Genomic DNA, 26,515 nt, shown 5'->3' with positions numbered 1-26,515 from the left:
AGCGAGTCAGCCACTGTAGGAAACGGGAACGGTTCTCAAGAGGTGATGTGCCATGCCGGTGACTGGCCGGAAGCCGAAGCCTCAGGGTCACGCCCGGAACCGCAACAAGCCGACGTACGACTGGATCGAGGTCCCGAACGTCCCGTTCGAGGCCGGCCCGAAGCTTCCCCGCCGCAAGGGCGGTTGGCCGGCGTTCACGAAGCGGTGGTGGGAGACCGTGTCGGCGATGCCGCACTGTGCGCTGTGGGCTCCGGCGGACTGGCAGTTCGCTCTGGACACTGCGCTGATCGCTGCCGAGTTCCATGAGGGCGGCGTACGGGCGGCGACGGAGCTGCGGCAGCGGGAGAAGGTGCTGGGCACCACGATGGACGCCCGCCGTGACCTGCGTATCCGCTACGTCGAGGCACCGGGGGAGGTGGACGACGGCTCGGGGGTGACCCGCCTTGACGACTACCGCGATCTCTGACGCCGATCTTGAGCTGCCGCCTGGGTACCGGCTGGACCCGTGGTTCGGTACCGCAGCGTGGGTGACGTTGCCGTGGCCGGACGACCCGGCGGAGAAGCGGCGCCTGTTGGAGAACTCGCTGGGCCCGCAAGTGATCGACTGGGCGGAGTGGCGGACCGACGAGCCGGGCCTCACCCACTACCTGACCGGCGCTCAGTGGCGCTTCACCCCTGGTCAGAAGCGGTTCCTGATCCTCTGGTACGCCTTCGATCCGATGACGGGGCGGTGGCTGTTCCGGTCAGGTGTGCGGCGAGGAGCGAAGGGGACGGGCAAGGACCCGTTCGGTGCAGCGCTGTGCGACATCGAGCTGGTCGGCCCGGCGCATCTGGTGCACAGGGGCGGGCGTTGGGTCGGCGAGCGGCACCGGATGCCGCTGGTCCAGGTGGCCAGCAACTCCGAAGCCCAGTCGAAAGACGTCCTGCGCATCGCGAACGCCCTGCTGGGGGCCGAGGCACGGGACTACTACGGGATCGACTGCGGGGAGACCCGCACGATCTTGAAGGACACCGGCGGCCGGTCGGAGATTCTGACGGCTTCGGAGAAGACGGTCGAGGGTGACCCGGCGACGTTCATCCTGCTGAACGAGTCGCACCACATGACCGAGTCGTCGGGCGGTCACAAGGTCGCCGCGGTGGCCCGCCGCAACGTGGGCAAGTCGCCGGCCGAGCTCCAAGCCCGCCTGTGCGAGATGACGAACGCTCACCGCCAGGGCGACGACTCGACCGGCGAGCAGTCCTACGAGGCGTGGCAGTTGCAGGTCGCCGGCAAAGCGAAGCGGCACGACATCCTCTACGACAGCATCGAAGCCCCGCCGGACACCGACCTGTACGACGAGGAGTCCCTGCGGGTCGGCCTCGAGGCGGCGTACGCGGATGCCGATTGGGCCGATCTGGAGCGCCTGGCCGACGAGGTGCTCGACCCTCGCACCAGCGTCGCCGACAGCATCCGCTACTACCTCAACGGGCTCGCGACGGCCGAGGACGCGTGGGTTGACCCGAGACGGTTCGATGATTGCGCCCGGGCCGCCATGGTGGTGGCGGACCGTGAGCAGATCGCGATGTTCCTGGACTGCTCGAAGTCGTCGGACTCGACGGGCCTGGTGGCGTCAAGGATCAGCGACGGCCACGTGTTCGTGCTTGGTTTCTGGCAGAAGCCGCATGGGGAGCGGGGCAAGGGCTGGTTGGCGCCGAGGCACGAGGTGGACGCGACCGGCCGGGCGGCGTTCGACCGGTACCAGGTGGTGTGGTGCGGGATCGATCCGTCGCCGGCACGGGATGACGAGGACGAGCACCTGTACTGGCGGGGCATCTGCGACGGCTGGCATCGCGATTTCGGTAAGAAGCTCCCCATCTGGGCGACGCCGGGTGCGAAGGGGCATTCGGTGCTGTTCGACATGCGAATCAAGACCTTGGGGTCGACGGAACGGAACCGTCTGTTCACCGAGGCGGCGATGCAGTGCGCCCAGGAGATCGACGAGGACGGCACCCTCACCCACGACGGGAACCCGGCGCTGCGGATGCATGTGCACAACGCCCGGCGGCGCCCGAACCCGTGGGGGACGTCGTTGGGGAAGATCAGTCGGGGTTCCGGGAAGCTCGTGGACTTGGCGGTGTGCATGGTCGGGGCCCGGATGGGCCGCCGTCTGGCGCTGAACTCCGGGAAGTTGCCGCGCAAGAAGACCGGCCGGGCCGTGTTCTGAACGGGAGGAGGTGACGATGCCGCTGTCGCGCAAGGCAACCGAGGCTTTGGCCCGGGAACTGATGGAGATCCGCCAAGGCGAGAAGCCGCGACTCGACCTCATCCACGACTACCTGATCGATGACCCGGACAAGAAACGCCCGCTGGGCGGTCTCCCTTCGGGGACGCCGGATGAGGTCACCCGCCTGGCCCGGATCTCCCGGGTCAATGTGTTGAAGTACCTCGTCAACGCGCGGGTGCAGGCCATGTACGTGGACGGGTTCCAGACCCCGACGAGCGGGGACAACCTGGCCCAGTGGGATGTGTGGCAGCGGAACCGGTTCGATGCCCGTCAGATCGGTGTGCATCGGGCTGCGATGTCCTACGGCGCTGGCTACGTGGTCGTGCTGCCCGGTGATCCGGTGCCGGTGCTGCGTGGTGCGAGTCCCCGCCAGTTGACTGCCGCGTACGGCGCGGATGACGAGTGGCCGACCGCGGTGCTGTGGCAGCGCCGGGACGGCCGCTGGTGGCTACTCGACCGGGAAGCCATCTACGTCCTCGCCGGCGCCGAAGGCGACACCCTGACCCTGACCGGCGATGGGGAGCCGCACGGGGCGACCTACAACGGCGATCCGGTCTGCCCGGCGGTCCGTTACCGCGACACCGATGACCTCGATGACCCGGTGCGCGGGATCGTGCAGCCACACATCCCGCTCCAGGACCAGATCAACGTCACCTCGTTCGGACTGCAGGTCGCCCAGCACTACGGAGCGTTCCGGAAGCGGGCGATCATCGGATGGCTGGCCAAAGACGAAGAGGAGAAGCTCAAGGCTGGGGCGTCGAGCCTGTGGACGTTCGAGGACTCGCCCGGCGAGATCCAGATCTGGGAGAGCCAGCAGACCGACCTGCGGGGCTACATCGAGTCCCGGGAGGCCTCGGTCCGCCACATGGCGGTGGTGTCGCAGACAGCGGTGCATGAGCTGTCCGGTCAATTCGTCAACCTCTCCGCTGAGGCTCTGGAGGCTGCGAAGGCGAGCCACTACGCCGCCATCGAGGAGAACCGCACTGTGTGCGGCGAGTCCCACGAGCAGACCCTCAACCTGTCCGGCGAGTACATGGGCATCAAGCCGGACCCGGCTGCGTCGGTGATGTGGCGGGACACGCGAGTCCGGTCCCTGAACGACGCGGCGCAGGCGTTGGGCACGCTGGTGGAGAAGCTCGGGGTGCCGCCCCGCGCTTTGTGGCAGCGCATCCCCGGTGTCCCGCAGCATGAGACCGACCAGTGGGAGGCGCTCGCCGACGAGGCCGACCCGTTCATGGATCTGACCGCGGCACTCGACCGTGCCACAACCCCGGCCGCGGGCGGCAGCGGCACGCCGGGTGATGCCGCCGACCTGAAGCAGCGCTTCGATGCTCTCGGTGTGGCGATCCGTTCCGGCGTCGACCCCGACGACGCTGCCCGCCGTCTGGGGCTCGAAGGCGTGAAGTTCACCGGGGCGATCCCGGTGTCGCTGCGACCCGCTGCGGCTGACGCCCGGGAGCTGGAGCAGGCGTAGTGGCCCGCACTGAGGAGGGTGCGGAACTCACACAGGAGCACCGGCTGCTGCAGGTGGCGATCGGCGCCGCGACGGTCAGCGACCTGCTCGGCCTGTGGGACACGGTCGATCCGCTCAACCTGGCCGGCACCATCGGTGCGTTCGCCACCACCGCCGCGGTGGTCGTGCGGGCCCGGAACCGGGACTCGGCCACAGCAGCCACCCGCTACTTCGGGGACTTCCGTCAGGCCGAGGGTGTACGCGGTGCGGCGACGATCGTGGCCGGTGAACCACCGGTAGCGGCTGTGGTGTCGGGGCTGGTGCGAGGCGCCGGCCTCTCCGGCATCATCCGGGCCCGGCAGCGAGGGTTCTCACCGCAGGCGGCAGCCCGGAACGGGTTCACCCGGGTGGCGGGGTCAGCGATGAACCTCACCCTCGACGGCGGCCGACAGGTCGTTATCGAAGCCACCCTGTCCGATCGGGCATCGACGGGGAAGTACCAGCGGGTCGCATCTTCCGGCGCCTGCGCCTGGTGCGCCATGCAGGCCAGCCGGGGCCCGGTGTTCGACGAGCGGGCGTTCAAGAAGCACGTGGGCTGCAACTGCGACGCCGAGCCGGTCTACGAGGGCTCCCGTCTGCCCGCTACGTCGCAGCAGTTCCGCGACGAATGGGCACGAGCCCAGCGCGAGGTGCTGCCCGGAGTCGAGGGCACCAAGAACGACGCTCTCAACGCCTTCCGAAGGCTGCGAGAGGACCGAGTAACCCCTGCCGCGACGGCAGGCCTGAGAGAAGGAAGCCGCGATGGCTGACGAGAAGGACAAGCCCGCGAAGGGCGACGACGACACCAAGGAGAAGGGTGACGACAAGCCGCTGGGAGACGGCGGTGAACGTGCCCTGAAGGCCGAGCGCGACGCCCGGCGCAAGGCGGAGACCGACCTGCGGACAGCCCGCGAGGAGCTGGCCAAGGTCCAGGCCGCCGAGGACGCCTCGAAGTCCGACATCGAGAAGCTGCTGGCCAAGGTCGACGGCTTGGAGAGCCGGGCAGTCGAGGCCGAGCGCAAGGCGCTCATCGCCGACATTGCCGCCGAGAAGGATCTCACCCCGGCGCAGGCCCGTCGGCTGCAGGGCACCACTCGCGACGAGCTGGTGGCCGACGCCGAGGAGCTGGTCGAGACGTTCGGCGTGAAGACCAAGCCCAAGCCGAAGCCTGACGGTGACGAGCCCGCGACGGGTGACGCCGACGAGTCCGGCGACAAGCCCAACGGCACCGACGGCGCCAAGCCGCCGTCGGTCGGCCGACCCAAGGAGAAGCTCCGCGGCGGAGCGTCCCCCCCAGACACAGAGACCCCGGTCGACCCCGCCAAGTTGGCGAAGTCGATCCTCGACTCGCCGTTCTGACCCCGCACTGCCATTCGGGCTGCTGCGGTTGAACCAAAGGAGAAACAACCATGGCGGTCCTTACCGCACAGGGGATCAGCAGCGTCGCCATCGAGCTGCTGACCCGCACCCTGGTCCTGCCGATGACGATCACCCGCATCCCCGGCGAAGAGTTCGCCGGCAGCAACGGTGACACGATCACCGTCCGGGTCCCCCAGCCGGGCACTGCCCGCGAGCAGACCACCCCCGGTGCCACGATCACCTTCGATGACGTCAACGAGATCCCCGTCGACGTCACGCTGGCGCACCTCTACAACGGCAAGCTGATCACCGACGAAGAGGCCAGCATGCAGCTGGAGGACTTCGCCCGCCAGATCACCCGCGTGCAGGTCGCCGCGGTGGCCACCGCTGCCGAGGAGCAGATCTCCGACGTGATGAACGCCCTCGCGGCCGACATCACCGACGTCGACCAGACCAGCGTCGCCGCCGACATCCTGACGGCCCGCACGATGCTCGGCAACGCCAACGCCCCGGCGTCGGACCGGTTCCTCGCCGGGTCCCCGGACTTCATCGAGCTGCTGCTCGGCCTGGAGAACCTGAGCTTCGCTGACGCCGCCGCGTCGGACAGCGCGCTGCGCGAGGCGATCGTGGGCCGCTACCGCGGGTTCACGGTCGTGGAGTCCAACGGCCTCGAGGCCGGCTCGGCGATCGCCTACCACCGGTCGGGGTTCGTGTGGGGCAACCGTGTCCCCGTCGCTCCCCGTGGCGCCACCGACTCGGCGTCGACCACCGCCGGCGGCGTCGGGATGCGCAGCATCCTGGACTACATCCCCGAGCGCCTCAGCGAGGCCAGCGTCCTGTCGACCTTCGCCGGCGCCGCCGCGGTGTACGAGGACGACTCCGGCCTCGACAACCAGCGGTTCGTGAAGCTCGCCCTCGAGACGAGCTGACACTCTGGTGAGGACGGTGGTCCTGGTCCCGCGCCGCTCCGACGGCGGGCAACGGGACCGCGTGTGGAACTGGCTGCGCCCCTCGTGGGAACCCTTCGGCGATGTCGTCGAGGGTCACCACGAGGGCGGCCCGTTCAACCGGTCGGCCGCCCTCAACCAGGCCGCTGCAGCGGCCGGTGACTGGGATGTGGCGGTGGTGATCGACGGGGACGTGGTCTGTGACCGCGGGCTGGTCGATGTCGCTGTCGCTCACGCCACTGCGACGGGTGGCCCGGCGATCGCCTACACGGTGCGGGTCCACCTCGGTGAGGAGATGACCGACCGGGTCCTCGACGGCTACCGGGGCGACTGGTCTCGGGGCCAGGAGTCGGTGAAGCGTGACGCCTGCTCGTCGGCCAACGTCGTCCGGCGGGATGTGTGGGACCTGGCCGGAGGGTTCGATGAGCGGTTCGTCGGGTGGGGGTGGGAGGACGTGGCGTTCAAGCACGCGACCGAGACCCTCTCCGGGCAACGCACCCGCCGCATCCCCGGCACGTTGTGGCATCTGTGGCATCCGGTGGCCCGCGACTCTCATCGCGGTTCCCGGACGCTGCGGGCCAACCAGCTGCGTCACCGGATGTACCGGGCGGCGAACGGCAGCCCGGACGCCATGCGCCAGCTCGTCGCCCGATGATCCCGAGACGGCTGGTGCGCACCGTGCCGGCTGCCACCACCCCTGAGGTCGAACGCTGGTGGGTGCGGTTCCGGGCCCTGCACCCCGACTGGGAACTGGTCACCCACCGCGACCCGATCGACCCTGGCCTGTTCCCGTTCACCTCCCCGTACTGGTCGCGGTGCAGTTCAGGTGCGCAACGTGCCGGGCTGATCCGACTCGAAGACATCTCGCTGCGCGGCGGCGTCTACGTCGATTCCGACATGGAGCCGTTCCGGGCGTTCGACCCGCTGCTGACGGTGCCGATGTTCGCTGCGTGGGAGGACGAGCACACCATCCCCGACGCCTGCTTCGGCGCCCACCCCGGCCATCCGGCGGTCGAAGCCATGATGCAGCGGGCCGTGCGTGAGATCCGACGCGGCCCGTGGGAGTCCGGGCCCGGCGTGTTCACCGGCATCCTCCCGGGCCGCGACGACGTGCTCGTGCTCCCACCGGGGGCGTTCTACCCCGACCACTACCTGCGTCTCGACGGGCTCTACGACCAGCCGGGCCCGTGGGTGTTCGTCCGCCACCACTACCGGGGGTCGTGGCTCAACGACACCCAACGCCAAGCCCTGAACCGGCAGCGGTCCGACCACCGGTGACCTCCGTCTCGTTTGCTGTGATGGCGCATCCGGCCCGAGCGCAGATGGTCGACGACCTACAGGCCCGCCTCGACCTACCGGCAGCTCTGGTCTGGGACGAGAAGGGCATCGAGTGGGACACCGGTCGTCGTGCCTGGCTTGCCCACGACCCCGCCTGCACACACCACCTCGTTCTCCAAGACGACGCCGTCATCCCCGCCGACCTCATCGCCGGGGTCGAGAAGGCGCTCACCCACGTCTCCGACCAAGCCGCCGTCTCCCTGTACTTCGGGCGCTGGACCCCGATGCGCAACAACACCACCCTCCTCGCCGCCGACGCCGACCGTGAGTCGGCCTCCTGGCTCGCTGTCCGTGGTCTGCATTGGGGTGTCGGCGTCGTCCTGCCGGTCCCGGTGATCCCGGCGATGGTGGCGTGGGGCGACCGCAACGGCGGCCTCAAGTACGACAGACGCATCAGCGCCTGGCTCGCCGCCCGCCACATGACGACCTGGTACAGCTGGCCGTCGCTCGTCGACCACCGCGACGCCCCGTCGCTGCTCCCCGGTCACGGCAAGACCCTCGGCCGTGTAGCGCACCGGTTCCTCGGCGCCGACCGGTCGGCCCTCGACTTCGACGGGTCCGGCCGCGTGCTGCACGTCGACTCCCTACGCGGCTACGGGACCCCACGTCAGCCGTCACCTCGAAGGAGAGACCCCATGCCCCCTGGCCCTGTAGTCACCGTGAGCGGAGAGGTGCTGGTCGCCCGAGACAACGGCTCCGTCACTGTCGACGGACGCCGGGTGCGGATCATCCGTGGCCGCACGCTCGCCCACGCCGACAGCTGGATCGCCAAGAGCCGCCCGCAGCTGTGGCGCCCCGTACGCCTCGACTTCACCGCCGCCGACGCCGCTCCGCCTGCCCCCGCGGAGCCCGACCCGGAGCCACCTGCCCCGGTCGTGGAAGCCGACCTCGAGCCGTCCGCCCCGAAGCCGCCGGCGAAGGACGTGCGGGCGTGGGCGAAGGACGCCGGCGTCGACGTCCCGGCGAGCGGCCCGATCCCTGCAGCGGTGGTCGAGCAGTACCAGGCCGCTCACCAGGTGACCGAGTGGTGACCCGATGGCTGGCCTGATCACGGTCGCTGACCTGGCCGCGCGGCCAGGGTTCGAGAACCTCGACTCCGTTCAGGCGCAGTCCCTGATCGACGACGCCTCCGCGCTCGCCCGCCTCGCCGCTGATCCGCTGCTCGATGCCGTCGAGTCGCCGGACACACATCCGGCGATCGTCGCCGTCGTGGTCGCCATGATCCGCCGCGGGTTCTCCAACCCGATGGGCCACCAGTCCGAGAACCTCGGCGACTACGCCTACACCGCTGGGACGACGGGTGGCGTCGCCTCCCTCTACCTGACGGCCCGGGAGCGGAAGATCGTCCGCCGTGCCGCCGGTGCGCCCTCCGTCGGGAGTCTCGACCTGACCGTCGATCTGCCCGAGCAGCCCTCCGACGCCTACTACGGCACCTCGAGCGAAGACCTCACCGGCTCATGACGATCGGGCACTTGTGCGTCACCGCGCTGACGGTGCACCGTCCGTCGACCGTCGCTGACGGCATCGGTGGCACGACCGTCACCTACAGCCAGGTCGGTCAGATCCGGGCGCAGGTGAACCAGCCGACGCCGGAGGAACGGATGCTGGCGCAGCAGGCCGAGGCGAACCTCACTCACATCCTCCACACCGTCGCCGGGGCTGACGTCCGGAAGGGCGACGAGCTCGGCGGCGACCTCCCGACCGATGTCCCCGCCGGCCGCCGGCTGCGTGTCATCTCGGCGGTCTCCAACAGCCGCACCACCTATCTACGCATCGAAGCCGAGACGACCCAAGCGGAGGGCGCTTGATGGGTGTGAAGGTCAGCTTCGACGGCGATCTTCGTGGCGCCATGGCAGCCACCGTGGCGGCGGCCCGACGTGGCGCCACGAAGGCTGTGGCCGACGAGACGAAAGCGGTCGCGAAGGACATGCGCCACCGTGCCCCGGTCGGCGACTCCAGTAGGGGGAAGCGGGGGAAGCCGCCGCTCGGCGACTCGATCGAAGCCACACACAGCGGGCTCAACGGGACCGCGAAGGCGAAGGCCCGTCACGCCGGGATTGTGGAGCACGGCACCAAGTCCCATCCGGCGCAACCGTTCGCCGGCCCCGCGGCCGAGACGGCCCGCCGCCGGTTCCCGAAACGGCTCGCCGACGACGTCCGGGAGGCCATCGAGTGAGCCTGTCACCGGCGGTGCCGCTGCAGGCCGGCATCTACACCCGGCTCACCAGCGACTCCACGCTGATGGCCCTCATCGTCGGTGTGTTCGACGGTGTCCCGGAGGACGCCGACGGCGACTACGTCACGATCGACGAGTCGGCGGAGACCCCGGACAACACGCATGGTGGGTTCGGGTCCGTCACCTTGTGGACGCTGCGGGTGTGGACGAAGGCCCGCGGGCACCTCACCGGCCTCCAGATCGAAGCCCGTATCCGGGAGCTGCTCGACCACCAGCACGTCGCCCTCGACGCCTTGGTCACGGGGCACACCGTCGTCATGGCGAAGTTCGAGTCGCGGCTGTCCCTCATCGACCCGGAACCGCCGGGTGACACCCGACATACCGCGGTCACGTACCGCTTCAGCACCGAACAGGACTAACCAGGAGGTACAGAAATGGCCGGATATTCGGCTTTCGGAGCCCAGTTCCAGAGAGGCGACGGTGGTACGCCCACCGAGGTCTTCACCACGATCGGGGAAGCCACCAACATCACCGGTCCCGGCCTCGACCGGGACGTCATCGACGTGTCGTCGCACGACTCCGTGGACCGGTTCCGCGAGTACGTCGGCGGGCTCATCGACCCCGGCGAGGTGACGTTCGAGGTCAACTGGGACCCGGCGATCCACGTCGGGCTGGTCGACGACTTCCAGGACCCGGCGCCCCGCAACTACATGATCGTGCTCCCGGACCCGCCCGGCGGCGACTGGGCGTTCTCGGCGTTCATCACCGGGATGGGCCACGAGTACCCCCACGACGACAAGATGAGCGCCGACTTCACGTTCAAGATCAGCGGCGCTCCGGTGTTCACGGAGGGCTCGTGACCGACCTCAGGGGACTGATCCTCGCCGCCGACGACCTCCCGTTCGAGGACCTCGACGTCCCCGAGTGGGGTGTCAAGGTCCGGGTGCGCGGGTTGACCGGCACTGACCGGGACGCCTACGAGGCCAAGTCTGTCGCCCTCAGGAGGGGCGGCCAGGACATCGAGTTGCGTCTCGCGAACTTCCGGTCCCGGCTGGTCGTCAAGTGCCTCTACGACCCGGAGACCGGTGAACGGATCTTCGGTGACAACGAGACGGCGCAGCTCGGAGCGAAGGCCGCACGGGTGATCGAGCGGCTGTTCGACATCGCCAACCGGCTGTCAGCCCTCGTCGACGACGAATCGGACACGGACGACGAGGCCGAGGATGGTTGAGCCGGTGACGGCGGCCGAGAACAACCGGCGCAAGGACGAGGCCCGAGCACTGGGGGTCTAGTGCCCCGCCACACAACCGTCGATGTGCCCGAATGGTCGACCCAGGTGCGTGTCCGAGGCCTGTCGGGCCTCGACTGCGACGAACTCCGAAGCGTTGGCGCCGATCCAAGCACTGCGTGGATCGTGGTTCGTTGCGTCGTCGACGACCACGGCGAGCGGGTCTTCTCGGATGACGATCAGGACCAGGTAGGCGAGAAGTCGACGGTTGCACTGAGGCGGGTGAGCGACGCCATCCTCGACCTGAGTGGCCTCACTGAGGCGTCGAGGAAGCGGATCACCGAAGGGCTTGACCCGCAGCGAAAGTTCCTGTTTCGGCTAGCTGGCCATCTCCACATGACCGTCGAGGAGCTGCTGGCGCGCACCAGCTCCCGGGAGCTGACCGAGTGGGCGGTGTACGAGGAAGAGGTCGGCCCGCTCGACGCCGGCTACCGGGCCGATGTCCTCGCCGGGATCGTGTCGGCGACGATCGCCAACGCGATGAAGGGCAAGAAGGGCAAGCGGCTCAAGCCCTCGGACTTCATGCCCGAGTGGGGCCGCCCCCGGACCCATAGCCCCAACCAGATGGCGACGATGCTCAAGTCGTTGACCCGCCGTTTCGGCGGGTCGATCCACAAGCGCGAGGAGGTCAGCCGTGGGGACGACGATCGCTGACCTCATGGTCAAGGTGGGAGCGGACCTCGACGCACTGGACTCCGGCATGGACGCCGGCGTGAAGACGGTCGAGAAGTCGCTCGACAAGATCGAGGGTGACGCCGACAAGGCGAGCGCGTCCATCGACAAGGCCGGGGCGAAGGCGGCCAAGTCGTTCGACGGGCTCGACGGCGCAGCGTCGAAGGCCGGCACTGCGCTGAAGGGCATCGGCACCGACGCCGACAAGGCCGCCTCCCAGGTCGAGGGCGCCGGGAAGCAGACGGGCGACGGGTTCGTCCGTGGCGTGACGTCCGGGCTGTCCGGCCTCGACTCCAAGGTGTCGTCGGCGGCCGGGAGCGCGTTCGACAAGCTGAAGGGCCCAGCCCTGGCGGGCGGGGCGGCGGCTGGGGCCACGTTCATGATGGGCCTCAACGAGGTGTTCGAACGTGAGGCCGGCACCGACGCCGTCGCGGCCCGGCTGGGTCTCAGCCCCGACGCCTCGGCCCGGGTCGGTCGGGTCTCCGGCAAGCTGTTCGCCGGCGCCTACGGCGAATCCATGGAGGAGGTCGGCTCCGCGGTCGACGCCGTCATGTCGACCCTGCCAGGGATGCTCGGTGCCGGCGACTCCGCGATCGAGGCGACGACCGCGAAGGCCCTCGACCTCGCGACCGGCTTCGGGTTCGACGTCGTCCAAGGCGTCGGATTGGCGGGCGTGTCGATCCGTCACGGGCTCGCCAAGGATGCCGACCAGGCCTTCGATCTGATCATCGCGTCGATGCAGAAGATGCCCGCCGGCATGCGCGAGGAGCTGTTCCCCGCCATCGAGGAGTACGGCGGGTTCCTGCACAACATGGGCTTCACCGGCGAAGAGGCCTTCGGGCTCCTGGCTGCGGCGTCGCACGACGGCATGTTCGCCATCGACAAGACCGGTGACGCCATCAAGGAGCTGAGCATCAGGGCGACGGACATGTCGACCCTGTCGGTCGACTCGTTCAAGGCTGCCGGGCTCAACGCCGAGGAGATGGCCGCCAAGTTCCTCACCGGCGGCGACCAGGCACGGGGCGCGTTGTCCGAGCTCGTCGACGGCCTGCTCGGCATCGAGGACCCGACCAAGCGGGCGAACGCCGCGATCGGTCTGTTCGGTACCCCGCTCGAGGATCTGTCGGTGACGGAGATCCCGGCGTTCCTGCAGTCGCTGGTCTCCATGGACACCGGGCTCGGCGACGTCTCCGGTACGGCCGAGGATTTCGGCGCGACCCTGAACACCAACGCGGCGGCGAACATCGAGTCGTTCAAGCGCAAGGCGCTCGGTGGGCTGGTCGAGTTCATCGGCGGCTCGGTGATCCCGGCCGCGGTGCAGCTCGCCGCGACCTACGGCGACGACCTGGGGCGCGGGTTCAAGACGGCGTCGGGCCACGTCAAGAGCGTCGTCGGTGTCCTCAAGGGCAACGAGACGGCGCTCAAGGCGTTGAAGGTCACCGCGGTCGCAGTGCTGGGTGCCATCGTGCTGCACTACGCCGCCATGGCTGTCGGCGCCACCGTCACCGCGGTCGTGCACGGGGCGAAGGTCGCCTACATGGTCGGACGCTGGGTGTTCCTCGGCGCGAAGGCAGCCGTGGAGGCGGCTCGGGTGGTGGCGAGCTGGGCGCTCACCGGCGCGAAGGCGGTCTGGGCCGGGGCGCAGCACACGATCGCCGCCGCGAAGGTCGTTGCGGGCTGGGTGGTGTCGGGAGCTGCGGCGCTGGTTGGCGGAGCGAAGCACGTCGCCGGCTGGGTGATGGCGGCCGCGGGCGCGGTGGCTACCGGCATCTCCTACGCGGTCACGTTCGCCATCGTGGTCGCGGGCTGGATCGCCTCCGGGGTCGCTGCGATGGCCGGCGCCGCCGTGATCGCCGCTGCGTGGCTGATCTCGATCTGGCCGATCGCCCTGGTGATCGCCGGGATTGCGCTGGTGGCGGCGATGGTCGTCATCCACTTCGACACGATCAAGCGGTGGATCAGCAACGTCTTCAACTGGGTGAAGGACAACTGGCCGCTCCTCCTCGCGATCCTGACGGGACCGTTCGGGCTGGCGGTGCTGGCGATCGTGAAGAACTGGGACACGATCAAGGCCGGGGCCACCGCCGTGAAGGACTGGATCTTCGGCCGCTTCGAGGATCTGGTCGGGTTCATCACCGGGTTGCCGGGCCGCATCGGCTCGGCGGCGTCGGGACTGTGGGACGGGATCATGGGCAACCTGTCCCGGATCGTCGACGCGGTGTGGGAGCAGATCCGTCGGCTGATCCGCGCCTACAACTCCATCCCCGCCGTACCGAACGTCGCCGTCCCCGGCGGCTCCTCCGGGGGTGCGAAGGGCATCGGCAAGGCCCACAGCGGCGAGATGATCCCCGGCGGCAGTGGCACCGAGGTCCTCCGCATCCTCCAGGGCGGCGAGGAAGTCCTTTCCCGCAACAGCCCCCGCAACATGCGGAACATGGCCGACATCCCCAACCCCACCGGCGTGCGCTCGGCCGGCGAGGGCGGTGGCGGCACCACCGTGATCATGAACAACGCCGGCAGCCTCTACTCGGAGCGTGACCTGATCCGGCTCATGCAGGACGCCATCGACCGCGGCGAGATCAGGGGGTCGGCGTGAGCCTGATCGTGGTGGACGCGGGCGAGGAGGCGTTCCTCGACCTGATCCTCGCCGCCAACTACACGCTGCGCCTGTTCCGCAACGACGCCACGACAGGGCTCACACCCCCCCAGGTGGATGCTCTGACCGCGGCGGCGTTCACCGAAGCGAACTTCGCCGGGTACACGTCGAAGGCGCTCACAGGCGGGTCGTGGGTGACGACGCAGGCCAACCCGTCGACCGGCGTGTATGCGCAGCAGACGTTCACCCGGTCCAGCACAGGGACAGCGCAGCTGGTCTACGGCTACTACGTGACGCTCACCAGCGGGGGGGCGTTGCGCTGGTTCGAGCAGTTCCCTGCCCCGGTCAGCGTCGAGTTCAACGGCGACGCGATCCGTGTCACACCCCGGATCACCCTCGACGATGAGGAGGGCAACGGCTTGGAAGTCGGCGACATCATCCCCACGGCCCGCGCCACGGCTGCGCCCGGGCGACTGCTGTGCCAGGGTCAGGCGGTCTCGCGCTCCACGTTCGCGGCGCTGTTCGCGGCGATCGGCACCGCGTACGGGGTCGGTAACGGGTCGACGACGTTCAACGTCCCCAACCTGCAGCAGCGCTTCCCGTTGGGCAAGGCGACCTCGGGCACCGGCGCGACGTTGGGCGGTACCGGTGGCAACGTCGACCACGTCCACCCGCTCGACTCGGCCACGTCGCACGCCAGGGTCAACGACGGCGCCGGGTCGTCGAACAACCACTGGATCCAGCGCAAGACCGTCACCTCCTGGAACTCGACACACGAAGGCGACATCGCCGGAGTCGGTGGCGCGGTCGTCGCCAACACCCTGGGCACCGCGCTCGGCGGCAGCTCCGACACCGGCAACCCACCCTTCCAAGTCGTCAACTTCGAAATTGTGGCTTCGTGACCGTCGTCGACGCGCACATCGCCGGCGGCGTCCAGGTCGGCGGCGAAGCGACGCTGTCGGTCGTCCAGGGCTCGGACCCGCAGCTGTCCGAGATCGTCTTGGAGGTGGACCTCGACAACGACGGCGACTTCGATGAGCCGGAGGAGAACTTCACTCGGTTCCTGCTCTCCGGCGAGTCGCTGTCGGGCCGCGACCGGCCGTCGCCGGTGTCCGGGGTCGCGGTGCCTGGCATGCTCCGTGCGCAGCTCCGCAACGACGGCGACCAGTTCTCCCGCTACAACACGGCCTCGCCGTTCAACACGGCGCCGTTCTCGTTGCAGCCGGGCCGCAAGATCCGGGTACGGACCGTCGAATCGGTGCCCAATGACCCGGTGCTGTTGGCCCGCGACCGGTTCGACCGGCCAGACGGCCCGCTCGGCACCACCGAAACCGGCCAGGCGTGGACCAACCGCCAGGGCAGCTTCTCGGTTGTGGGCAACGTCGCTCAGGCCGGCCAGCTCTTCGAGGCTGACATCGTGTCGACGATCGACGTCGGAGTCGACGACTACTACGCGCAGTGCACGATCCGGCAGGTACAGGCCTCCGACCGCATCCACACCGCCGGACTGGTGGTGTCCTGGACCGATCCGAACAACTACGTGTTCGTGCACTTCCAGTCCGTCGACAGGGAGGTGCGGATCTGGCAGGTCGTCGGCGGGGTGCTCACGGTGATGGCCACCGACTATCCGCTGGAGGCGTGGGAGGGCATGACCATCGGCGCCGATGTCCTGGGCGGCACGATCACCGCGTACGTGGGAGGTGTCGCGGTCACGTCCGGCGTGACATCGGCGCCGTCGTCCAGCCTCGTCGGTCTATTCGGCTACCACAACGAGTTCTCCGGCCGACCGCCGGAGATTGGCGACTTCCACGTCTGGGACCACATCGCCGGAGAGGTCGAAGGCATCCTGTGGACCGGGAAGGTGATCGACGTCCGCTCCGACACACCGGTCGACGGGGCGAAGGTCGCGACGATCGTCGGTGAGGGCAGCCTGACCGACGCGGCCAAGGCCGGCATCGCGTCGCCACGACTCGCAGTCGCCGGGGCGCCGACCGGGCTCGTCGTCGGTGACATCCTCAGCCGGGCCGGGCTCCTCAACCCCCCGGCACGCATCGACGAAGGCACGATCACCACCGGCCCGGTCGGGGCCGAGGACGGCCAGGCCCTCGACCTGGCCCGCCTCGTCGAAGAGACCGAGCGCGGGTTCCTGTACGAGACCAACGAGGGCCCGATCGCGTACGCTGACGCCGCGGCCCGGGCCGCGACCACCCCGTCAGCCTGGTTCTCCGACATCGGCGGCCAGTTCGGCTACCACGACATCACCCCGCTCGACGAGCGGTCCAACGTCGTCAACCAGGTGACCGCCGGTGTCGCCGCCGACGCCCCCTCGGGGGTCACCGTCACAGAGGTTGTCGGGTCCGGGAACGTCGACATCACGCTCCCCACCGTCAGCAACGGCGACATACTCGTCATCTTCATCGCCTCCTCGGCGAACACCGCCGGGGAACGTTGGCTCAACCCCCTGTGGTGGACCGCACACCGCGACGGTGGCGTCGCGCTCGGCATGAGGGTCTACAGCCATTGGTGCAACGGCACCGAAGGCGGCACGACCGTCGAGTTCTACGACAACGCTGGGGTGGCTCCCGGGTTGTTCGCAGCCGCGATATTCCGCATCGAGGACTGGTACCAGTCGACCCGGGGGATCGCCATGGGCGACCCCGTGTCCGGGTTCGATCCCGGAGCGCTCGTGCACGGCTGGGGTCGGGTCCCAACGTTGTTCATCGTTGCCTCTACGGCGATCGCCAGCGTCGCCGGCATCTCGTTTTCGGACGACTTTGATCCACCTGATGGCTACGGGTTCATCAGCGGGATCGTCGCCGGTGGGACCGCCGCCTTCCAAGCCGGTGTCGCTCACGCCTACAAGGTCGACTGCACCGAGTCCGAAGACCCGACGATCTTCCATGGCTTCGACGGCGGGACCATCAACGAGTCCGTCGTCTTCGCGGTCCGGGGCTACAACGGCCCCCACACCAAAGCCACCCTCCAGAACCCCAACACCACCGGCGGCGACGGCCGGTTCGTGACCGTCGACGACATCGCCTCTCAAGACGACCACAACGCCATCCTCCCGCACCGCAGCCCCTCCAACCTCCACGCCACCGAAGCCGACGCCGAAGCGTACGGCGACGCCCTCCTCGCCGCCTCCGGCGACCAACGACCGCCCGTGTCGATCTCGTTCTACGCGTCGAAGTCCGCCGCCTACCGTGCCCAGGCGATCCGCCGCCGGGTCGGGCACATGATCCACCTCACCGCCAACGGCAGCACCGGGCTCGGCATCGACGACAACGAGTTCATCGAGTCCATCGGCCACAAGTGGTCAGAGGGTGGCTGCCTGTGGGAAACCACCTGGCAATTATCGCCGGCCTGACCACCACCTGACCTCGCAAGGAGACCCATGACCACCCTCGGTTTCTCGCAGTCGATCGCCGACAGCATCCTGAACGGCTTCGGCAACGCCGCCAACTGGACCGCCCCCACTGCGGTGTGGATCCAGCTCCACGACGGCGACCCCGGCTCGGCCGGCACGGCGAACATCGCCGACAACACGACCCGCACGCAGGCCTCGTTCGGCTCTCCAGCGACGAACGCCGCGACCCGCCGGATCCTCAACGACACCGACATCACGTGGGTCGACGTCGCCGCCGCCGAGGACTACACGCACTGGTCGGCGTGGACGCTCGTGACGGCCGGGACGTTCCTCGGCGACGGGTTGATGACCGCCAACGCGTTGCTGGTCGGCGACGACTTCGTGATCCCGGCCGGGGACATCGAGGTCAACCTCCTCCTGGCGACCTGAACCCATGGCCGCTCCGGTCGTCGAAGCGGTCCAGACCAGCTTCCGTGACACGCTGGCGACGTCCCATGTCGTGACGATGCCGTCAGGCACGGTCATCGGCAGCCGGGTCTTGATCGAGATGGCGACCGGCAAGAACAACCTCTCGCCGGGCACGACGTTCCCCGCCGGGTGGACCGAGCTCGCCGACAGCACCGCGACCGAAGGCACCGGCGTCACCGCGTCGTACGCCTACATCGACTTCGCCGCCACGCCACCGGCGTCGATCACGGTCACGACCGTCAACACCTGCCGGTTCAGTGCCGTCGCCCGACGCCTGTCCGGCCACGACCCGGCGACACCCCCAGCCGTCGCGTTCACCTCCAACTCGCCGGACCCACCCAACCTCAACTTCCCGTGGGGCAGCGAAGAGACACTGGTCGGCACCACCTACGCCTCCAACGAGGACCCCTTCCCGAGCCCAACCGACCCGCTGCCCAACAGCCAGCAGTCGATCTCTTCGACCGCCACCCGGCTCGACTCGTGTACCAACACCGTGACGGCGTCGAGCATCAACCCGGCCGCATGGCAGGCCGGCGGGGCGGAGGCGTCCGGCCGCACAGTGATCACGTGGGCGGTGCGCGGAGCGGTCGCCGGCGGGGAGACCGTCGAAGGCTCCGGCGTCCTGGAGGGTGGCGGCGCACTCGTCGCCTCGGGGCACCGGGTCGTCGACGGCGCTGGCTCACTGACGGGCGGCGGCACCCTCGCAGGAACCGGGCGACGGACCGTCTACGGGGCCGGTGCGCTCACCGGGGCGGGCGTGCTGTCGGCCATCGGTACCCGCCGAGTGCACGGCGCCGCAGCCCTGGCTGGCGGGGGCGTGCTCCTGGCGTCCGGCGAGGCGTCGCCCACGGTCACGGGTGCTGGTGTTCTCGCCGGCGGAGGCGTTCTCTCTGCAGTCGGTGAGCGCATCGTCCACGGGGTGGCTGCCCTCACGGGAGGCGGGACGCTCGCGGCCTCCGGCCATCGAGTGGTTGCCGGTATCGCAGCACTCGGTGGGGGAGGACAGCTCACTGCCGCCGGTGCCCGGCGAGTCAACGGGCAGGGCTCACTCGATGGCGGCGGCACGCTCGCCGCTGTGGGGTCTCGCACCGTGCACGGTGCTGGGCTCCTGGCCGGCGGCGGTCAGCTCACTGCAGCCGGCGTCGTTGCCGGCACCATCACAGGCTCCGCCGTACTTGAGGGTGGAGGTGTGCTCCTGGCGTCCGGAACCCGTCGGGTCTCCGGCTCCGGCGTACTCGTCGGTGGTGGCGTGCTCAGCGCCAGCGGCGGCGTCACCGGGACCATCGCCCCGACCCCGCCCGAGCGCACCATGACCGTCGAAGCCGAGACCCGCACGCTCACCGTCCCCTCCGAGACAAGGACGCTGGTGGTCACATGACAGACATCGCGCCCCCACCCACGTATCCACACGACCCCGACGCCGTCCTCGACTACAAGTGGAAATGGGCATCGTGGCTGCCAGCGGGCGACACGATCGCGTCCGTCGATGTCACCAAGGCCGAGGGCGACACCGTGGAGATCGATGACGTCGAGCACGACGGTACGGAGGTCGTCGCCTGGGTGTCAGGCGGGACCGCCGACACCTTCGTCCAGCTCACCGCCCGGATCACCACTACGCAGGGCCGCGTCGACGACCGCACCATGCAGCTCTACGTCCAGCACCGCTGAGGAGATGTACCATGGCTTGGCTCGACACCCACCCGCCCGCGAGCTCGCAGTTCCGTCGCCCGAGGCGGGAAGCCCCGAGCGGCGTGGTCTGTGTTCACACTGCGGAGAACACTCCGGACTTCGTGGCATTCGACGGCGGGGCGGAGGCGGTCGCCAACTTCGTCCGCACCCGTAGCGACCCGGGTTCGTACCACGACCTCGTCGACTCCGACAGCTGCATCAACCTCGTGGCCTACGACTGCGAGGCGTACCACGACGGCACCGGCAGCAACCGGCACAGCTACGGCGTGTCCGTCGCGACTCGAGCGGACGTGTGGCCGCTGGCTCCGAAGGCGTGGCGTGACGGCGCCGTCCACCAAGCGGCAGCAGCAGCGGCCCGGTACGCCCGCTGGCTGCGTGACCGGCGGGGGATTCTCATTCCGGCGCGGCGCATCAACCGGGTGGAGTCCGAGATGCGTATCCCCGGGTTCATCTCGCACGCCGAACGCGACCCCGCCCGCCGTACGGACCCCGGCCGCTCGTTCCCGTGGCCGCAGTTCCTCGCCCACTACGAGCACCTGACCGCCGACCTGCGCCCGCAGGCCCCCGTCCCCGAGCCCACCCCTGAACCCTTGGAGGAAGACCCGATGTGGTTCGCACGCCAGAAGGACACCGGAGCGGTGCTGCACCTGCTCCCCACCCACGACCCGGAACGGCCGCTCGTCACGATGAAGGTCGACGGCGAGAGCTGGGGCCCGCCTGAGGGCGCGCTGGTGTGGGGTGTCAGCAAGGCCAAGTTCGACTACCTCAACACCCTGCGCGTCGACGGCTGACGTGACCTACCCGAGGGTGAGGTAGCGCGTGTGGAGGCGCCTCGTCTCCGAGCAGTTCGAGCGGTCAGCGAAGTTCGTGGTGGCCCTCGGGTGGGGGACCTGCGAGCTGGCGTTCTGGGGGGCACGGCCGGCGGCGTTGGCGTTCATTGGCGCGGCGCTTGGCAGCACGGAGGCGGCGCGTCTGTATGGGAAGGTGCGCACCGGGCCTCCTCCTCCGCCGCTGGTCCCGGACCCGGGAGCCGAGGTGTGATGCGGCTGCTGTTCATCTACCGGGATCGGCTCGCCCTCATCGCCCTCGCCGTGGGTGCGGTCGTGGCCTGGTGGCTGGACGCAGCCCAGTGAAAGCCACCGACGACACGGTCGGTGACGGCCGGGCCGTGTCGGTCCGCCAGTCGCTCGCCGGGGTCCTCCTCGGCTTCGTCGTCCTCGGCGGCGCATCGGTGTGGGGGTTCATCCGCCAGGAGACGTTCAACGACCGGCAGGAACGCCAGGACGCCACCATCGAAGCCACCCGCCTCGCAGCCGCCGAGCGGTCATGCGACGACGCCGCCGAGACCCGCCGCATCCTCCGCGACATGGTCCTCGATGGCGGCGTCGCGTCAGGGACCGCGGGCGGGGAGGCTCTGATCCTCACCGTGACCGCCGCCTCCCCCGAAGACATCGCCGCCTACCGGGCGCATCTCACCGAGCAGCTGACCCCTGCCCTCGAGCAGATCGTGAACGAGCTACCCGACCGCCGCTGGGACCCGGGCGCCGGTGTCTGCGTCGACGTCGAGACCACGCCGTGATCATCACCTACCACGACCCCTCGGCGTGTGCGCGAGGTCCCAGACCGTCGCGCCCGAATCCAACAAGGAGGACAGAATGTGCTGCGTTCCCGTTAGCGATGGCTGCCCGACTCCATCGATCGAGGTGAAGATCCACTTCACGGGCAAAGCCCCGGAGGATCTGGCGGCTGAGATCCGCCGGGCCTTCAACCGTGCCGGCGGAGCCAGGAGTCTCCGGTGAGTGCCTACGCAAAGTCCATCACCGCAGTGATCGGCGCCGTCGTGATGGCGGTCGCCGCCGCGATGACCGACGACACCATCACGCACCCCGAGTGGGTGCAGGTCGCCACGGCCGGCGTCGCCGCGTTCGCCGTGTTCGTCACCGCCAACGTCGGCCTGCCGCTGTGGGACAAGGCCAAGGCCGTCACCGCGGGTGCGCTCGCCGGGCTCGGTCTGCTGGGCGGCTACCTCGCCAACGGGGAACACATGACCAACGCCCTGTGGCTGAACGTCGCCATCGCCGCCGCTGTGGCTGCCGGCGTCTGGGCCGTGCCAAACCGGCCCGAGGTCATCGACGTACGCTGAGGCCGGGTTACGAAGCTCTGCAACAACCAACTGCCCCCACTGGCTTTCGGCTGGTGGGGGCAGTGCCGCTTCCGGGCTACGCTGAGGGCCAGCAGCGTGGAGCAGTCCGGTCAGCTCGCAGGGCTCATAACCCTGAGGTCGTGGGTTCAAATCCCATCGCTGCCACGAGCTGCGGGGTACCCACGCCGCCCCCAAAGGCAGCTGTGCTCGGGTCGAACCGATGCGAGGGTGGCACTTCTCAACTCGGAGGTGGTCGCTGGCGCCCTTGGCTGCCGCCTCCCATTGCGGTGCGTCAAGCGTGAACCTGTCGGTTCGTAGCGGCACCACGTTGCAGCCCCCCTCGGCCTCCGGGTCGGGGGGCTGTTGCGCGTCCGGGTCAGTCGCGGTCGGCGGCTGCCAGCCATTCGTCGATGGCGTCATCCAGGTTCGCTCTGGCTTCGACTTCGGTGTCGCCTTGGCTGATGCAGCCGGGCAGGTCCACGCATTCGGCACCGAATCCGCCATCGAGTTCATCGGGCCAGACCTCGATGCGCCACTCCCGCTTGCCTCGGCGTCTCTCGGCTCGACGCCACGGCAGGTCCCACGGCTTGTGGCCCATCAGCCGTACCCGCGATCCCATCGTCTTGATGTTGGGCCACTGCCCCCGCTCATAACCGGGCCCGTAGTAGCGGCTGAGTGACCGGACCTCGATGGTCGGCACCCGCTCGTACTCGTCCCACAGCAGGTCCGGGTAGCGGTGGGACTCCTCCGGCATGTCGTCCGGGAACGTCTCATGGAATGCCTGACGCAACTCTCGATAGGCGTCCGACGAGATGACGGTGAACGGCCTGGCCTTGAACACGACATCGACGCCCATCACTTCTCGCCTCCGTCTTCGCTGTCCCGCCCGAAGCCGACTGTGTACTGGCGCCACGTCACCGCCGGCACCCAGTCGGCCGCGCATGACGCCTCCCCAGTCGCAGGGCTCCGCGTTTTCGTCAGGCTCGTCGCCGTAAGGTTCCGGCACGAGCAGATACCACCCGCAGGCCGCGCCTTCCCGGCGTCCCCCGGTGCACTGCTGGTCCGGACCGCAGGTGATGCCGGACGTGTCCTCGACGGGTGGGTCGCCGAGCAGGTTCATCTTGACGCACCACCATCGTCGCTGCGGCTCGCTCACCCCTCGCCTCCTTCTGTGTCCCGCCCCTGTCCGGTAGTACCGGGAGGCCGACCGGGGCTGACGGTTGCATCGACGACGTGGTCGGTGATGTCGACCCATTCGCCGGGTCCGACCCGTTCGGCAGGTCCATCTTGGGGGAACGGCGGCGGGTTGCAGGTCGGATGCCATGCCCAGCTGTCCGAGGTCTCGGCTCCGTCCCAGATGGCTCGCGTGTTGGCGACACCGGTGATCGGTTTGCCACACGTGTCGCAGAACAGGCCATCGCCCATTACTCGCCTCCATCTCCGGTAGTACCGGGAGGGGAGGGGCCAGAAGCGATCTTGAGGTCTGCGACCTGCGCCGTCAGGCGCTCTACCTCTGAGGCGAGCATCGCAGCGTCGCTTGGTGCATGCGTCAGCAGCTCGAAGGATCGGTAGACCTCATCGAGCTGCCCGGCGCCAGACTCAACGGCGACGCTGGTCACAATGAGCGTCACCTCACCGGTCGCCGAGCGAATCGACACCGACGCACCTTGCAACCCGTTGGTGCTGTGGGCCTCGGTGTCGATGCTGTGGATGTGGGGCTTCCGCCACCGGTTGAGCGCTTCTCTGACCGAGCCGGTGTACTTCGCCATCTCGCCTTCTCCTAGCTCCGGTCCGGCCGCCACAGCCGGGTGTCGCTCACGGTACTTGCGGGTTCGATGCGTTCGAGCAGCGCCTGCTTCCGGGTGTGGAAGTCCGCGAGCTCGCCGGCCGGGATGTCCTCGAAGCGCATCAGCCGCCGGGACAGGTCGCGCAGGTCGGCGGTGAAGTCGCCCACCTCGGTCAGCGTCGGGGTGTCGGGGGTCATGGCTAGTCCTCCTTGCCTCGCACCCACATAGCCACGTGCCACTCGCAGCCGGAGGTGAGTGCGACACCGTTGGCCATGCCAACGTGCGTGGCCCGCGGCCGCTGACCCTTCGGGCACCACGGGCAACGACGCCGGCTTCGACTGCCGACCTGCTTGGCGTACCGCTGGTGCTCGGTCGCGCTGCCGACCTGGCCCCAGCCTCCGGGACTGGAGAGCCGAGCCTTGGTCTCCCTCGCTCTCTCTGCGTCGCTCGCCACTACACCTTCACCCATCGTCGCAGCCGACGGTTGAACTCGCGGTTGGCGACACGTCGCACCTGCCTGCGTCCGAGCGCTGCCGGGCCACGCTTCGCGGCCTTCAACGTCCCGAGGATGGACAGCAGCTTGTAGAGGGTGCGCACGTCATGCCTCCTTGGCGGTGCGGTAGCGCTCGACACACCAGCGACAGGCGCAGGCAGGTGACGGGTGGCCGTTGATGACGCCACCCCGTCCCTTTCGGGCCGTGTGGCATTCCCCGTCGTGGGCGACCCCGTAGTAGCCCTCGCAGTCCTTGCACCAGAAGTGCTCGGAGTGCCAAGTGCATCGACGGTCCACAGTCTTGCGGCCCGGCTTACAGCGGTGCTCGCCCATCACGAGCCCTCGCCGTTCTGTCGGAGCAGCTCGAGGGTGAGCGCCACGGTGTCGTCGGGCGGCGGGTCGATGCCGACGTACTGGGCGGTGAAGGCCCAGCCCTCGGGTGGCAGCTCGCGGGCGACTGTGAGCGTCTCGCTTGGATAGACGGCGGTCAGGGTCGCTGCGAGCTGCTGCGCGCCGCGCAACTGGCGCACCACCTTCGGCACTTCGGTGGTGGAGGTCACGGCATGTCCCCCTCATGGGCCCGGCCCACGGTGGCCTCCAGCGCCTCGATACGCTGCCACTCGGCCTCGGTGAGCTTGGGTTGGAGCGCCCGGACCTGGTCGTAGCTCATGGGCTCGCTCCAACCGTCCCCGGTCTGCACGTGGTAGGCGGAGTTGGTGAAGTCCGGCGTGGTGTTGACGTCCTCGGTAGCGTCGTTCATTGGATGCGCCCTCCTTAGTGGGGGTGTGTCCGGCGTCCGGTGGTGCTCGACACACCCCGGATGCACACCCGAAGAGGTGCACCTAGGACAATGACAGGTTCTAGGGGTTGTGTCTAGTACCCTTCCGGGATTATGACGACGCTGGCTCCCTTGACCGAGCGCTACGTGGCCATCTACGTGCGGATATCCGTCGACAAGTCCGGCCGCGGCGAGGGCGTCGAACGCCAAGAGGAATGGGGCCGGGCCTACGCGGCCGAGCACTGGCCCGGCGTCGCGGTGCGGGTGTTCCCCGACAACAACCTGACGGCCTTCGACGAGAACGTCCAACGTCCCGGCTACGACGACCTCCGTGCCGCCATCCTCGCGGGTGAGGTGGGGCACATCTGGACGGTCGAGATGACCCGCCTCGAAGCCAACCGGCGGCGCTGGGTCGACCTGACCATCGACCTCGACGACGTCGGCATCACCGAAGTCCACACCAACCGGGAAGGCATCGTCACCCTCGACGAGGTCGCCGACGTCAAGAACGTGTTCGCCTACCGGGAACGTAAACGCCTGAGGGAGAGGCTCAAGGACACGATGCAGGACCTCGCCGACAAAGGCCGCCCTCGCTCCGGTGCCGTCTACGGCTACGACCACGGTGTCGATGAGGACGGCCGCAAGACGCTCGTCGTCAACCGGGTCGAAGCCGAGGTGGTCCGGTGGATGGCGACGGCGCTGCTCTCCGGTTGGGCCCGGGCGCAGATCGCCCGACGGCTGAACCAGTTCAACGCGATGCGTCTCGCGTTCGGGCTCCCCGCCTGCCTGCCGAAACGCGCCGGTCGACCGCGCCTCAAGAACGACGTGATCATCGGCTACGTCTCCCTGCTGTGGGTGCCGCAGAAGGTGACCGCGGTCGTCACCAAACCGGGGGTCGCCGGGCGCCGTGTCCACATGGGTGAGGACCACACGGACGGCACTTGGGAACCGATCCTCGACGAGGTCACCTGGCGCCGCGTGTGCGCCCTCCTGGAGAAGCCCCGCAAGGTCGTCGGCAACGACGGCAAGCCCTACATCACCGGCAAGCCCCGGGTCCCGTCGCGGGGCTACCCGCTCACCGGCTACCTCTACTGCGCGGCGTGCAAGTGGCGACTGAACGGCAAGGGCCGCCAGAACCCCAGCGGATGGCAGCGACGCTACGCCTGTATCGCCGTCAGCGACACGACGCCCACCGGATGCGGGCACACGACCATCGTCGCCCAGGCCCTCGAGGACCACGTCTACGACGAGCTGCTCACCTACCTGCAGTCCCCCGAGTTCCTCGCCGGCGCCGCTAGCGCCGACGGTGTCGCCGAACGGCGCGAGGAACTGGCGGCGGCCATCACCGACCTCGACGACAGTCGGGTGCAACGGGCCCGCCAGTGGGGAGCCGGCGAGCTGAACGACGACGAGTGGGACGCCGCCCGTGCCGGGCTCGACCACCGCAAGTCCACGCTCACCGCCGAGCTCGCGGCTCTCCCCACCCCACGAGCCGACATCGACCCGACAGCGATCGTCGCCGACTGGGCGCTCATGGACGACAACGAACGTCGGCACGTCATCGGCAACCACATCACCCGCATCGTCATCGGCCGTCCCACGCCCGGCATCCAACGGTTCGACCCAGGGCGCGTCGTGATCGAGTGGCGCTAGAGGGT

General features: G+C 69.1%; 32 protein-coding genes and 1 tRNA gene. 27 read left to right on the top strand and 6 right to left on the bottom strand.

Annotated elements, in window-relative coordinates; genetic code table 11:
• Positions 1-52 precede the first annotated feature (52 nt).
• From VK611_25255 to VK611_25130, 26 genes are all read left to right on the top strand, one after another.
• On the top strand, positions 53-466 hold the full coding sequence (locus tag VK611_25255) for a hypothetical protein (protein ID HMG44666.1): 414 nt from the start codon (positions 53-55) through the stop codon (positions 464-466).
• A 61-nt stretch (positions 467-527) separates the two neighbouring features.
• Positions 528-2,204 (top strand): hypothetical protein, encoded by a 1,677-nt coding sequence (locus VK611_25250; GenBank protein HMG44665.1) that lies wholly within the window; start codon positions 528-530, stop codon positions 2,202-2,204.
• 16 nt (positions 2,205-2,220) lie between these two features.
• Positions 2,221-3,738, top strand: a complete 1,518-nt coding sequence (locus tag VK611_25245) for a phage portal protein (GenBank protein HMG44664.1) — start codon at positions 2,221-2,223, stop codon at positions 3,736-3,738.
• A complete protein-coding gene (locus VK611_25240; GenBank protein ID HMG44663.1) occupies positions 3,738-4,526 on the top strand; it encodes a hypothetical protein in 789 nt (262 codons plus the stop codon). Before VK611_25245 ends, VK611_25240 begins: the two co-directional genes overlap by 1 nt.
• On the top strand, positions 4,519-5,115 hold the full coding sequence (locus tag VK611_25235; GenBank protein ID HMG44662.1) for a hypothetical protein: 597 nt from the start codon (positions 4,519-4,521) through the stop codon (positions 5,113-5,115). Before VK611_25240 ends, VK611_25235 begins: the two co-directional genes overlap by 8 nt.
• A gap of 50 nt (positions 5,116-5,165) precedes the next feature.
• On the top strand, positions 5,166-6,044 hold the full coding sequence (locus VK611_25230) for a P22 phage major capsid protein family protein (GenBank protein ID HMG44661.1): 879 nt from the start codon (positions 5,166-5,168) through the stop codon (positions 6,042-6,044).
• Positions 6,045-6,051: 7 nt separating this feature from the next.
• A complete protein-coding gene (locus VK611_25225) occupies positions 6,052-6,717 on the top strand; it encodes a hypothetical protein (GenBank protein ID HMG44660.1) in 666 nt (221 codons plus the stop codon).
• Positions 6,714-7,340: a hypothetical protein gene (locus tag VK611_25220; GenBank protein ID HMG44659.1), complete on the top strand. Its 627-nt coding sequence runs from the start codon at positions 6,714-6,716 to the stop codon at positions 7,338-7,340. The genes VK611_25225 and VK611_25220 overlap by 4 nt, the downstream gene beginning before the upstream one ends.
• Positions 7,341-7,360: 20 nt before the next feature.
• Complete coding sequence (locus VK611_25215; GenBank protein HMG44658.1) at positions 7,361-8,431, top strand: hypothetical protein; 1,071 nt, start codon at positions 7,361-7,363, stop codon at positions 8,429-8,431.
• Between the two features lie 4 nt (positions 8,432-8,435).
• The gene (locus VK611_25210; protein ID HMG44657.1) at positions 8,436-8,861 is read left to right on the top strand and encodes a hypothetical protein; all 426 of its coding nucleotides are present in this window, start codon (positions 8,436-8,438) and stop codon (positions 8,859-8,861) included.
• The gene (locus VK611_25205) at positions 8,858-9,208 is read left to right on the top strand and encodes a head-tail adaptor protein (protein HMG44656.1); all 351 of its coding nucleotides are present in this window, start codon (positions 8,858-8,860) and stop codon (positions 9,206-9,208) included. The genes VK611_25210 and VK611_25205 overlap by 4 nt, the downstream gene beginning before the upstream one ends.
• Before the next feature lie 41 nt (positions 9,209-9,249).
• On the top strand, positions 9,250-9,576 hold the full coding sequence (locus VK611_25200) for an HK97-gp10 family putative phage morphogenesis protein (protein HMG44655.1): 327 nt from the start codon (positions 9,250-9,252) through the stop codon (positions 9,574-9,576).
• On the top strand, positions 9,573-9,995 hold the full coding sequence (locus VK611_25195; GenBank protein ID HMG44654.1) for a DUF3168 domain-containing protein: 423 nt from the start codon (positions 9,573-9,575) through the stop codon (positions 9,993-9,995). Before VK611_25200 ends, VK611_25195 begins: the two co-directional genes overlap by 4 nt.
• Positions 9,996-10,010: 15 nt before the next feature.
• Complete coding sequence (locus VK611_25190; GenBank protein HMG44653.1) at positions 10,011-10,436, top strand: phage tail tube protein; 426 nt, start codon at positions 10,011-10,013, stop codon at positions 10,434-10,436.
• Positions 10,433-10,807, top strand: a complete 375-nt coding sequence (locus VK611_25185) for a hypothetical protein (protein HMG44652.1) — start codon at positions 10,433-10,435, stop codon at positions 10,805-10,807. Before VK611_25190 ends, VK611_25185 begins: the two co-directional genes overlap by 4 nt.
• A 279-nt stretch (positions 10,808-11,086) precedes the next feature.
• Positions 11,087-11,518, top strand: coding sequence for a hypothetical protein (locus VK611_25180; protein HMG44651.1), 432 nt, complete (start codon positions 11,087-11,089; stop codon positions 11,516-11,518).
• Positions 11,499-14,132: a phage tail tape measure protein gene (locus VK611_25175; GenBank protein HMG44650.1), complete on the top strand. Its 2,634-nt coding sequence runs from the start codon at positions 11,499-11,501 to the stop codon at positions 14,130-14,132. The genes VK611_25180 and VK611_25175 overlap by 20 nt, the downstream gene beginning before the upstream one ends.
• Complete coding sequence (locus VK611_25170) at positions 14,129-15,034, top strand: phage tail protein (protein ID HMG44649.1); 906 nt, start codon at positions 14,129-14,131, stop codon at positions 15,032-15,034. The genes VK611_25175 and VK611_25170 overlap by 4 nt, the downstream gene beginning before the upstream one ends.
• Positions 15,031-17,499 carry a hypothetical protein gene (locus tag VK611_25165; protein HMG44648.1) on the top strand — a complete coding sequence of 823 codons (2,469 nt, stop codon included), beginning with the start codon at positions 15,031-15,033 and terminating at the stop codon, positions 17,497-17,499. The genes VK611_25170 and VK611_25165 overlap by 4 nt, the downstream gene beginning before the upstream one ends.
• A gap of 27 nt (positions 17,500-17,526) precedes the next feature.
• The gene (locus VK611_25160; GenBank protein ID HMG44647.1) at positions 17,527-17,928 is read left to right on the top strand and encodes a hypothetical protein; all 402 of its coding nucleotides are present in this window, start codon (positions 17,527-17,529) and stop codon (positions 17,926-17,928) included.
• A 4-nt stretch (positions 17,929-17,932) separates the two neighbouring features.
• Entirely contained in the window at positions 17,933-19,345 is a 1,413-nt protein-coding gene (locus VK611_25155; GenBank protein HMG44646.1) for a hypothetical protein, read from the top strand.
• The gene (locus tag VK611_25150) at positions 19,342-19,635 is read left to right on the top strand and encodes a hypothetical protein (protein ID HMG44645.1); all 294 of its coding nucleotides are present in this window, start codon (positions 19,342-19,344) and stop codon (positions 19,633-19,635) included. Before VK611_25155 ends, VK611_25150 begins: the two co-directional genes overlap by 4 nt.
• An 11-nt stretch (positions 19,636-19,646) precedes the next feature.
• Positions 19,647-20,447 (top strand): N-acetylmuramoyl-L-alanine amidase, encoded by an 801-nt coding sequence (locus VK611_25145; protein HMG44644.1) that lies wholly within the window; start codon positions 19,647-19,649, stop codon positions 20,445-20,447.
• Positions 20,448-20,785: 338 nt separating this feature from the next.
• Entirely contained in the window at positions 20,786-21,235 is a 450-nt protein-coding gene (locus VK611_25140; GenBank protein ID HMG44643.1) for a hypothetical protein, read from the top strand.
• Between the two features lie 216 nt (positions 21,236-21,451).
• Complete coding sequence (locus VK611_25135; GenBank protein ID HMG44642.1) at positions 21,452-21,799, top strand: hypothetical protein; 348 nt, start codon at positions 21,452-21,454, stop codon at positions 21,797-21,799.
• A gap of 90 nt (positions 21,800-21,889) precedes the next feature.
• A tRNA-Met gene (locus tag VK611_25130) sits at positions 21,890-21,964 on the top strand.
• A gap of 211 nt (positions 21,965-22,175) precedes the next feature.
• Here the strand turns inward: VK611_25130 and VK611_25125 are convergent.
• From VK611_25125 to VK611_25100, 6 genes are all read right to left on the bottom strand, one after another.
• Positions 22,176-22,955, bottom strand: a complete 780-nt coding sequence (locus tag VK611_25125) for a type II toxin-antitoxin system HicB family antitoxin (protein HMG44641.1) — start codon at positions 22,953-22,955, stop codon at positions 22,176-22,178.
• Between the two features lie 268 nt (positions 22,956-23,223).
• Positions 23,224-23,568: a hypothetical protein gene (locus VK611_25120; protein HMG44640.1), complete on the bottom strand. Its 345-nt coding sequence runs from the start codon at positions 23,566-23,568 to the stop codon at positions 23,224-23,226.
• An 11-nt stretch (positions 23,569-23,579) separates the two neighbouring features.
• Positions 23,580-23,783 carry a hypothetical protein gene (locus VK611_25115; protein ID HMG44639.1) on the bottom strand — a complete coding sequence of 68 codons (204 nt, stop codon included), beginning with the start codon at positions 23,781-23,783 and terminating at the stop codon, positions 23,580-23,582.
• 256 nt (positions 23,784-24,039) lie between these two features.
• Positions 24,040-24,183 carry a hypothetical protein gene (locus VK611_25110; GenBank protein HMG44638.1) on the bottom strand — a complete coding sequence of 48 codons (144 nt, stop codon included), beginning with the start codon at positions 24,181-24,183 and terminating at the stop codon, positions 24,040-24,042.
• 228 nt (positions 24,184-24,411) lie between these two features.
• Positions 24,412-24,639, bottom strand: a complete 228-nt coding sequence (locus tag VK611_25105) for a hypothetical protein (protein HMG44637.1) — start codon at positions 24,637-24,639, stop codon at positions 24,412-24,414.
• Complete coding sequence (locus VK611_25100; GenBank protein HMG44636.1) at positions 24,636-24,839, bottom strand: hypothetical protein; 204 nt, start codon at positions 24,837-24,839, stop codon at positions 24,636-24,638. The genes VK611_25105 and VK611_25100 overlap by 4 nt, the downstream gene beginning before the upstream one ends.
• Before the next feature lie 132 nt (positions 24,840-24,971).
• Between VK611_25100 and VK611_25095 the strand changes: the two genes are divergently transcribed.
• Positions 24,972-26,510: a recombinase family protein gene (locus VK611_25095; protein HMG44635.1), complete on the top strand. Its 1,539-nt coding sequence runs from the start codon at positions 24,972-24,974 to the stop codon at positions 26,508-26,510.
• Positions 26,511-26,515: the final 5 nt, after the last annotated feature.

This window comes from Acidimicrobiales bacterium (genome assembly GCA_035316325.1).
Taxonomy (GTDB): Bacteria; Actinomycetota; Acidimicrobiia; order Acidimicrobiales; family VFJN01; genus DASXTK01.
The sequence above is the reverse complement of the archived record's forward strand: the minus strand, read 5'-3'. Positions and strand labels throughout refer to the sequence as shown.

Coding starts and splice junctions, on each gene's coding strand:
- VK611_25255 (HMG44666.1), top strand. CDS start 53: ATGCCGGTGACTGGCCGGAAGCCGAAGCCTCAGGGTCACGCCCGGAAC.
- VK611_25115 (HMG44639.1), bottom strand. CDS start 23,783: ATGACCCCCGACACCCCGACGCTGACCGAGGTGGGCGACTTCACCGCC.
- VK611_25235 (HMG44662.1), top strand. CDS start 4,519: ATGGCTGACGAGAAGGACAAGCCCGCGAAGGGCGACGACGACACCAAG.
- VK611_25145 (HMG44644.1), top strand. CDS start 19,647: ATGGCTTGGCTCGACACCCACCCGCCCGCGAGCTCGCAGTTCCGTCGC.
- VK611_25200 (HMG44655.1), top strand. CDS start 9,250: ATGGCAGCCACCGTGGCGGCGGCCCGACGTGGCGCCACGAAGGCTGTG.
- VK611_25205 (HMG44656.1), top strand. CDS start 8,858: ATGACGATCGGGCACTTGTGCGTCACCGCGCTGACGGTGCACCGTCCG.
- VK611_25100 (HMG44636.1), bottom strand. CDS start 24,839: ATGAACGACGCTACCGAGGACGTCAACACCACGCCGGACTTCACCAAC.
- VK611_25215 (HMG44658.1), top strand. CDS start 7,361: ATGGCGCATCCGGCCCGAGCGCAGATGGTCGACGACCTACAGGCCCGC.
- VK611_25120 (HMG44640.1), bottom strand. CDS start 23,568: ATGGCGAAGTACACCGGCTCGGTCAGAGAAGCGCTCAACCGGTGGCGG.
- VK611_25230 (HMG44661.1), top strand. CDS start 5,166: ATGGCGGTCCTTACCGCACAGGGGATCAGCAGCGTCGCCATCGAGCTG.
- VK611_25095 (HMG44635.1), top strand. CDS start 24,972: ATGACGACGCTGGCTCCCTTGACCGAGCGCTACGTGGCCATCTACGTG.
- VK611_25190 (HMG44653.1), top strand. CDS start 10,011: ATGGCCGGATATTCGGCTTTCGGAGCCCAGTTCCAGAGAGGCGACGGT.
- VK611_25155 (HMG44646.1), top strand. CDS start 17,933: ATGGCCGCTCCGGTCGTCGAAGCGGTCCAGACCAGCTTCCGTGACACG.
- VK611_25210 (HMG44657.1), top strand. CDS start 8,436: ATGGCTGGCCTGATCACGGTCGCTGACCTGGCCGCGCGGCCAGGGTTC.
- VK611_25150 (HMG44645.1), top strand. CDS start 19,342: ATGACAGACATCGCGCCCCCACCCACGTATCCACACGACCCCGACGCC.
- VK611_25245 (HMG44664.1), top strand. CDS start 2,221: ATGCCGCTGTCGCGCAAGGCAACCGAGGCTTTGGCCCGGGAACTGATG.
- VK611_25160 (HMG44647.1), top strand. CDS start 17,527: ATGACCACCCTCGGTTTCTCGCAGTCGATCGCCGACAGCATCCTGAAC.
- VK611_25220 (HMG44659.1), top strand. CDS start 6,714: ATGATCCCGAGACGGCTGGTGCGCACCGTGCCGGCTGCCACCACCCCT.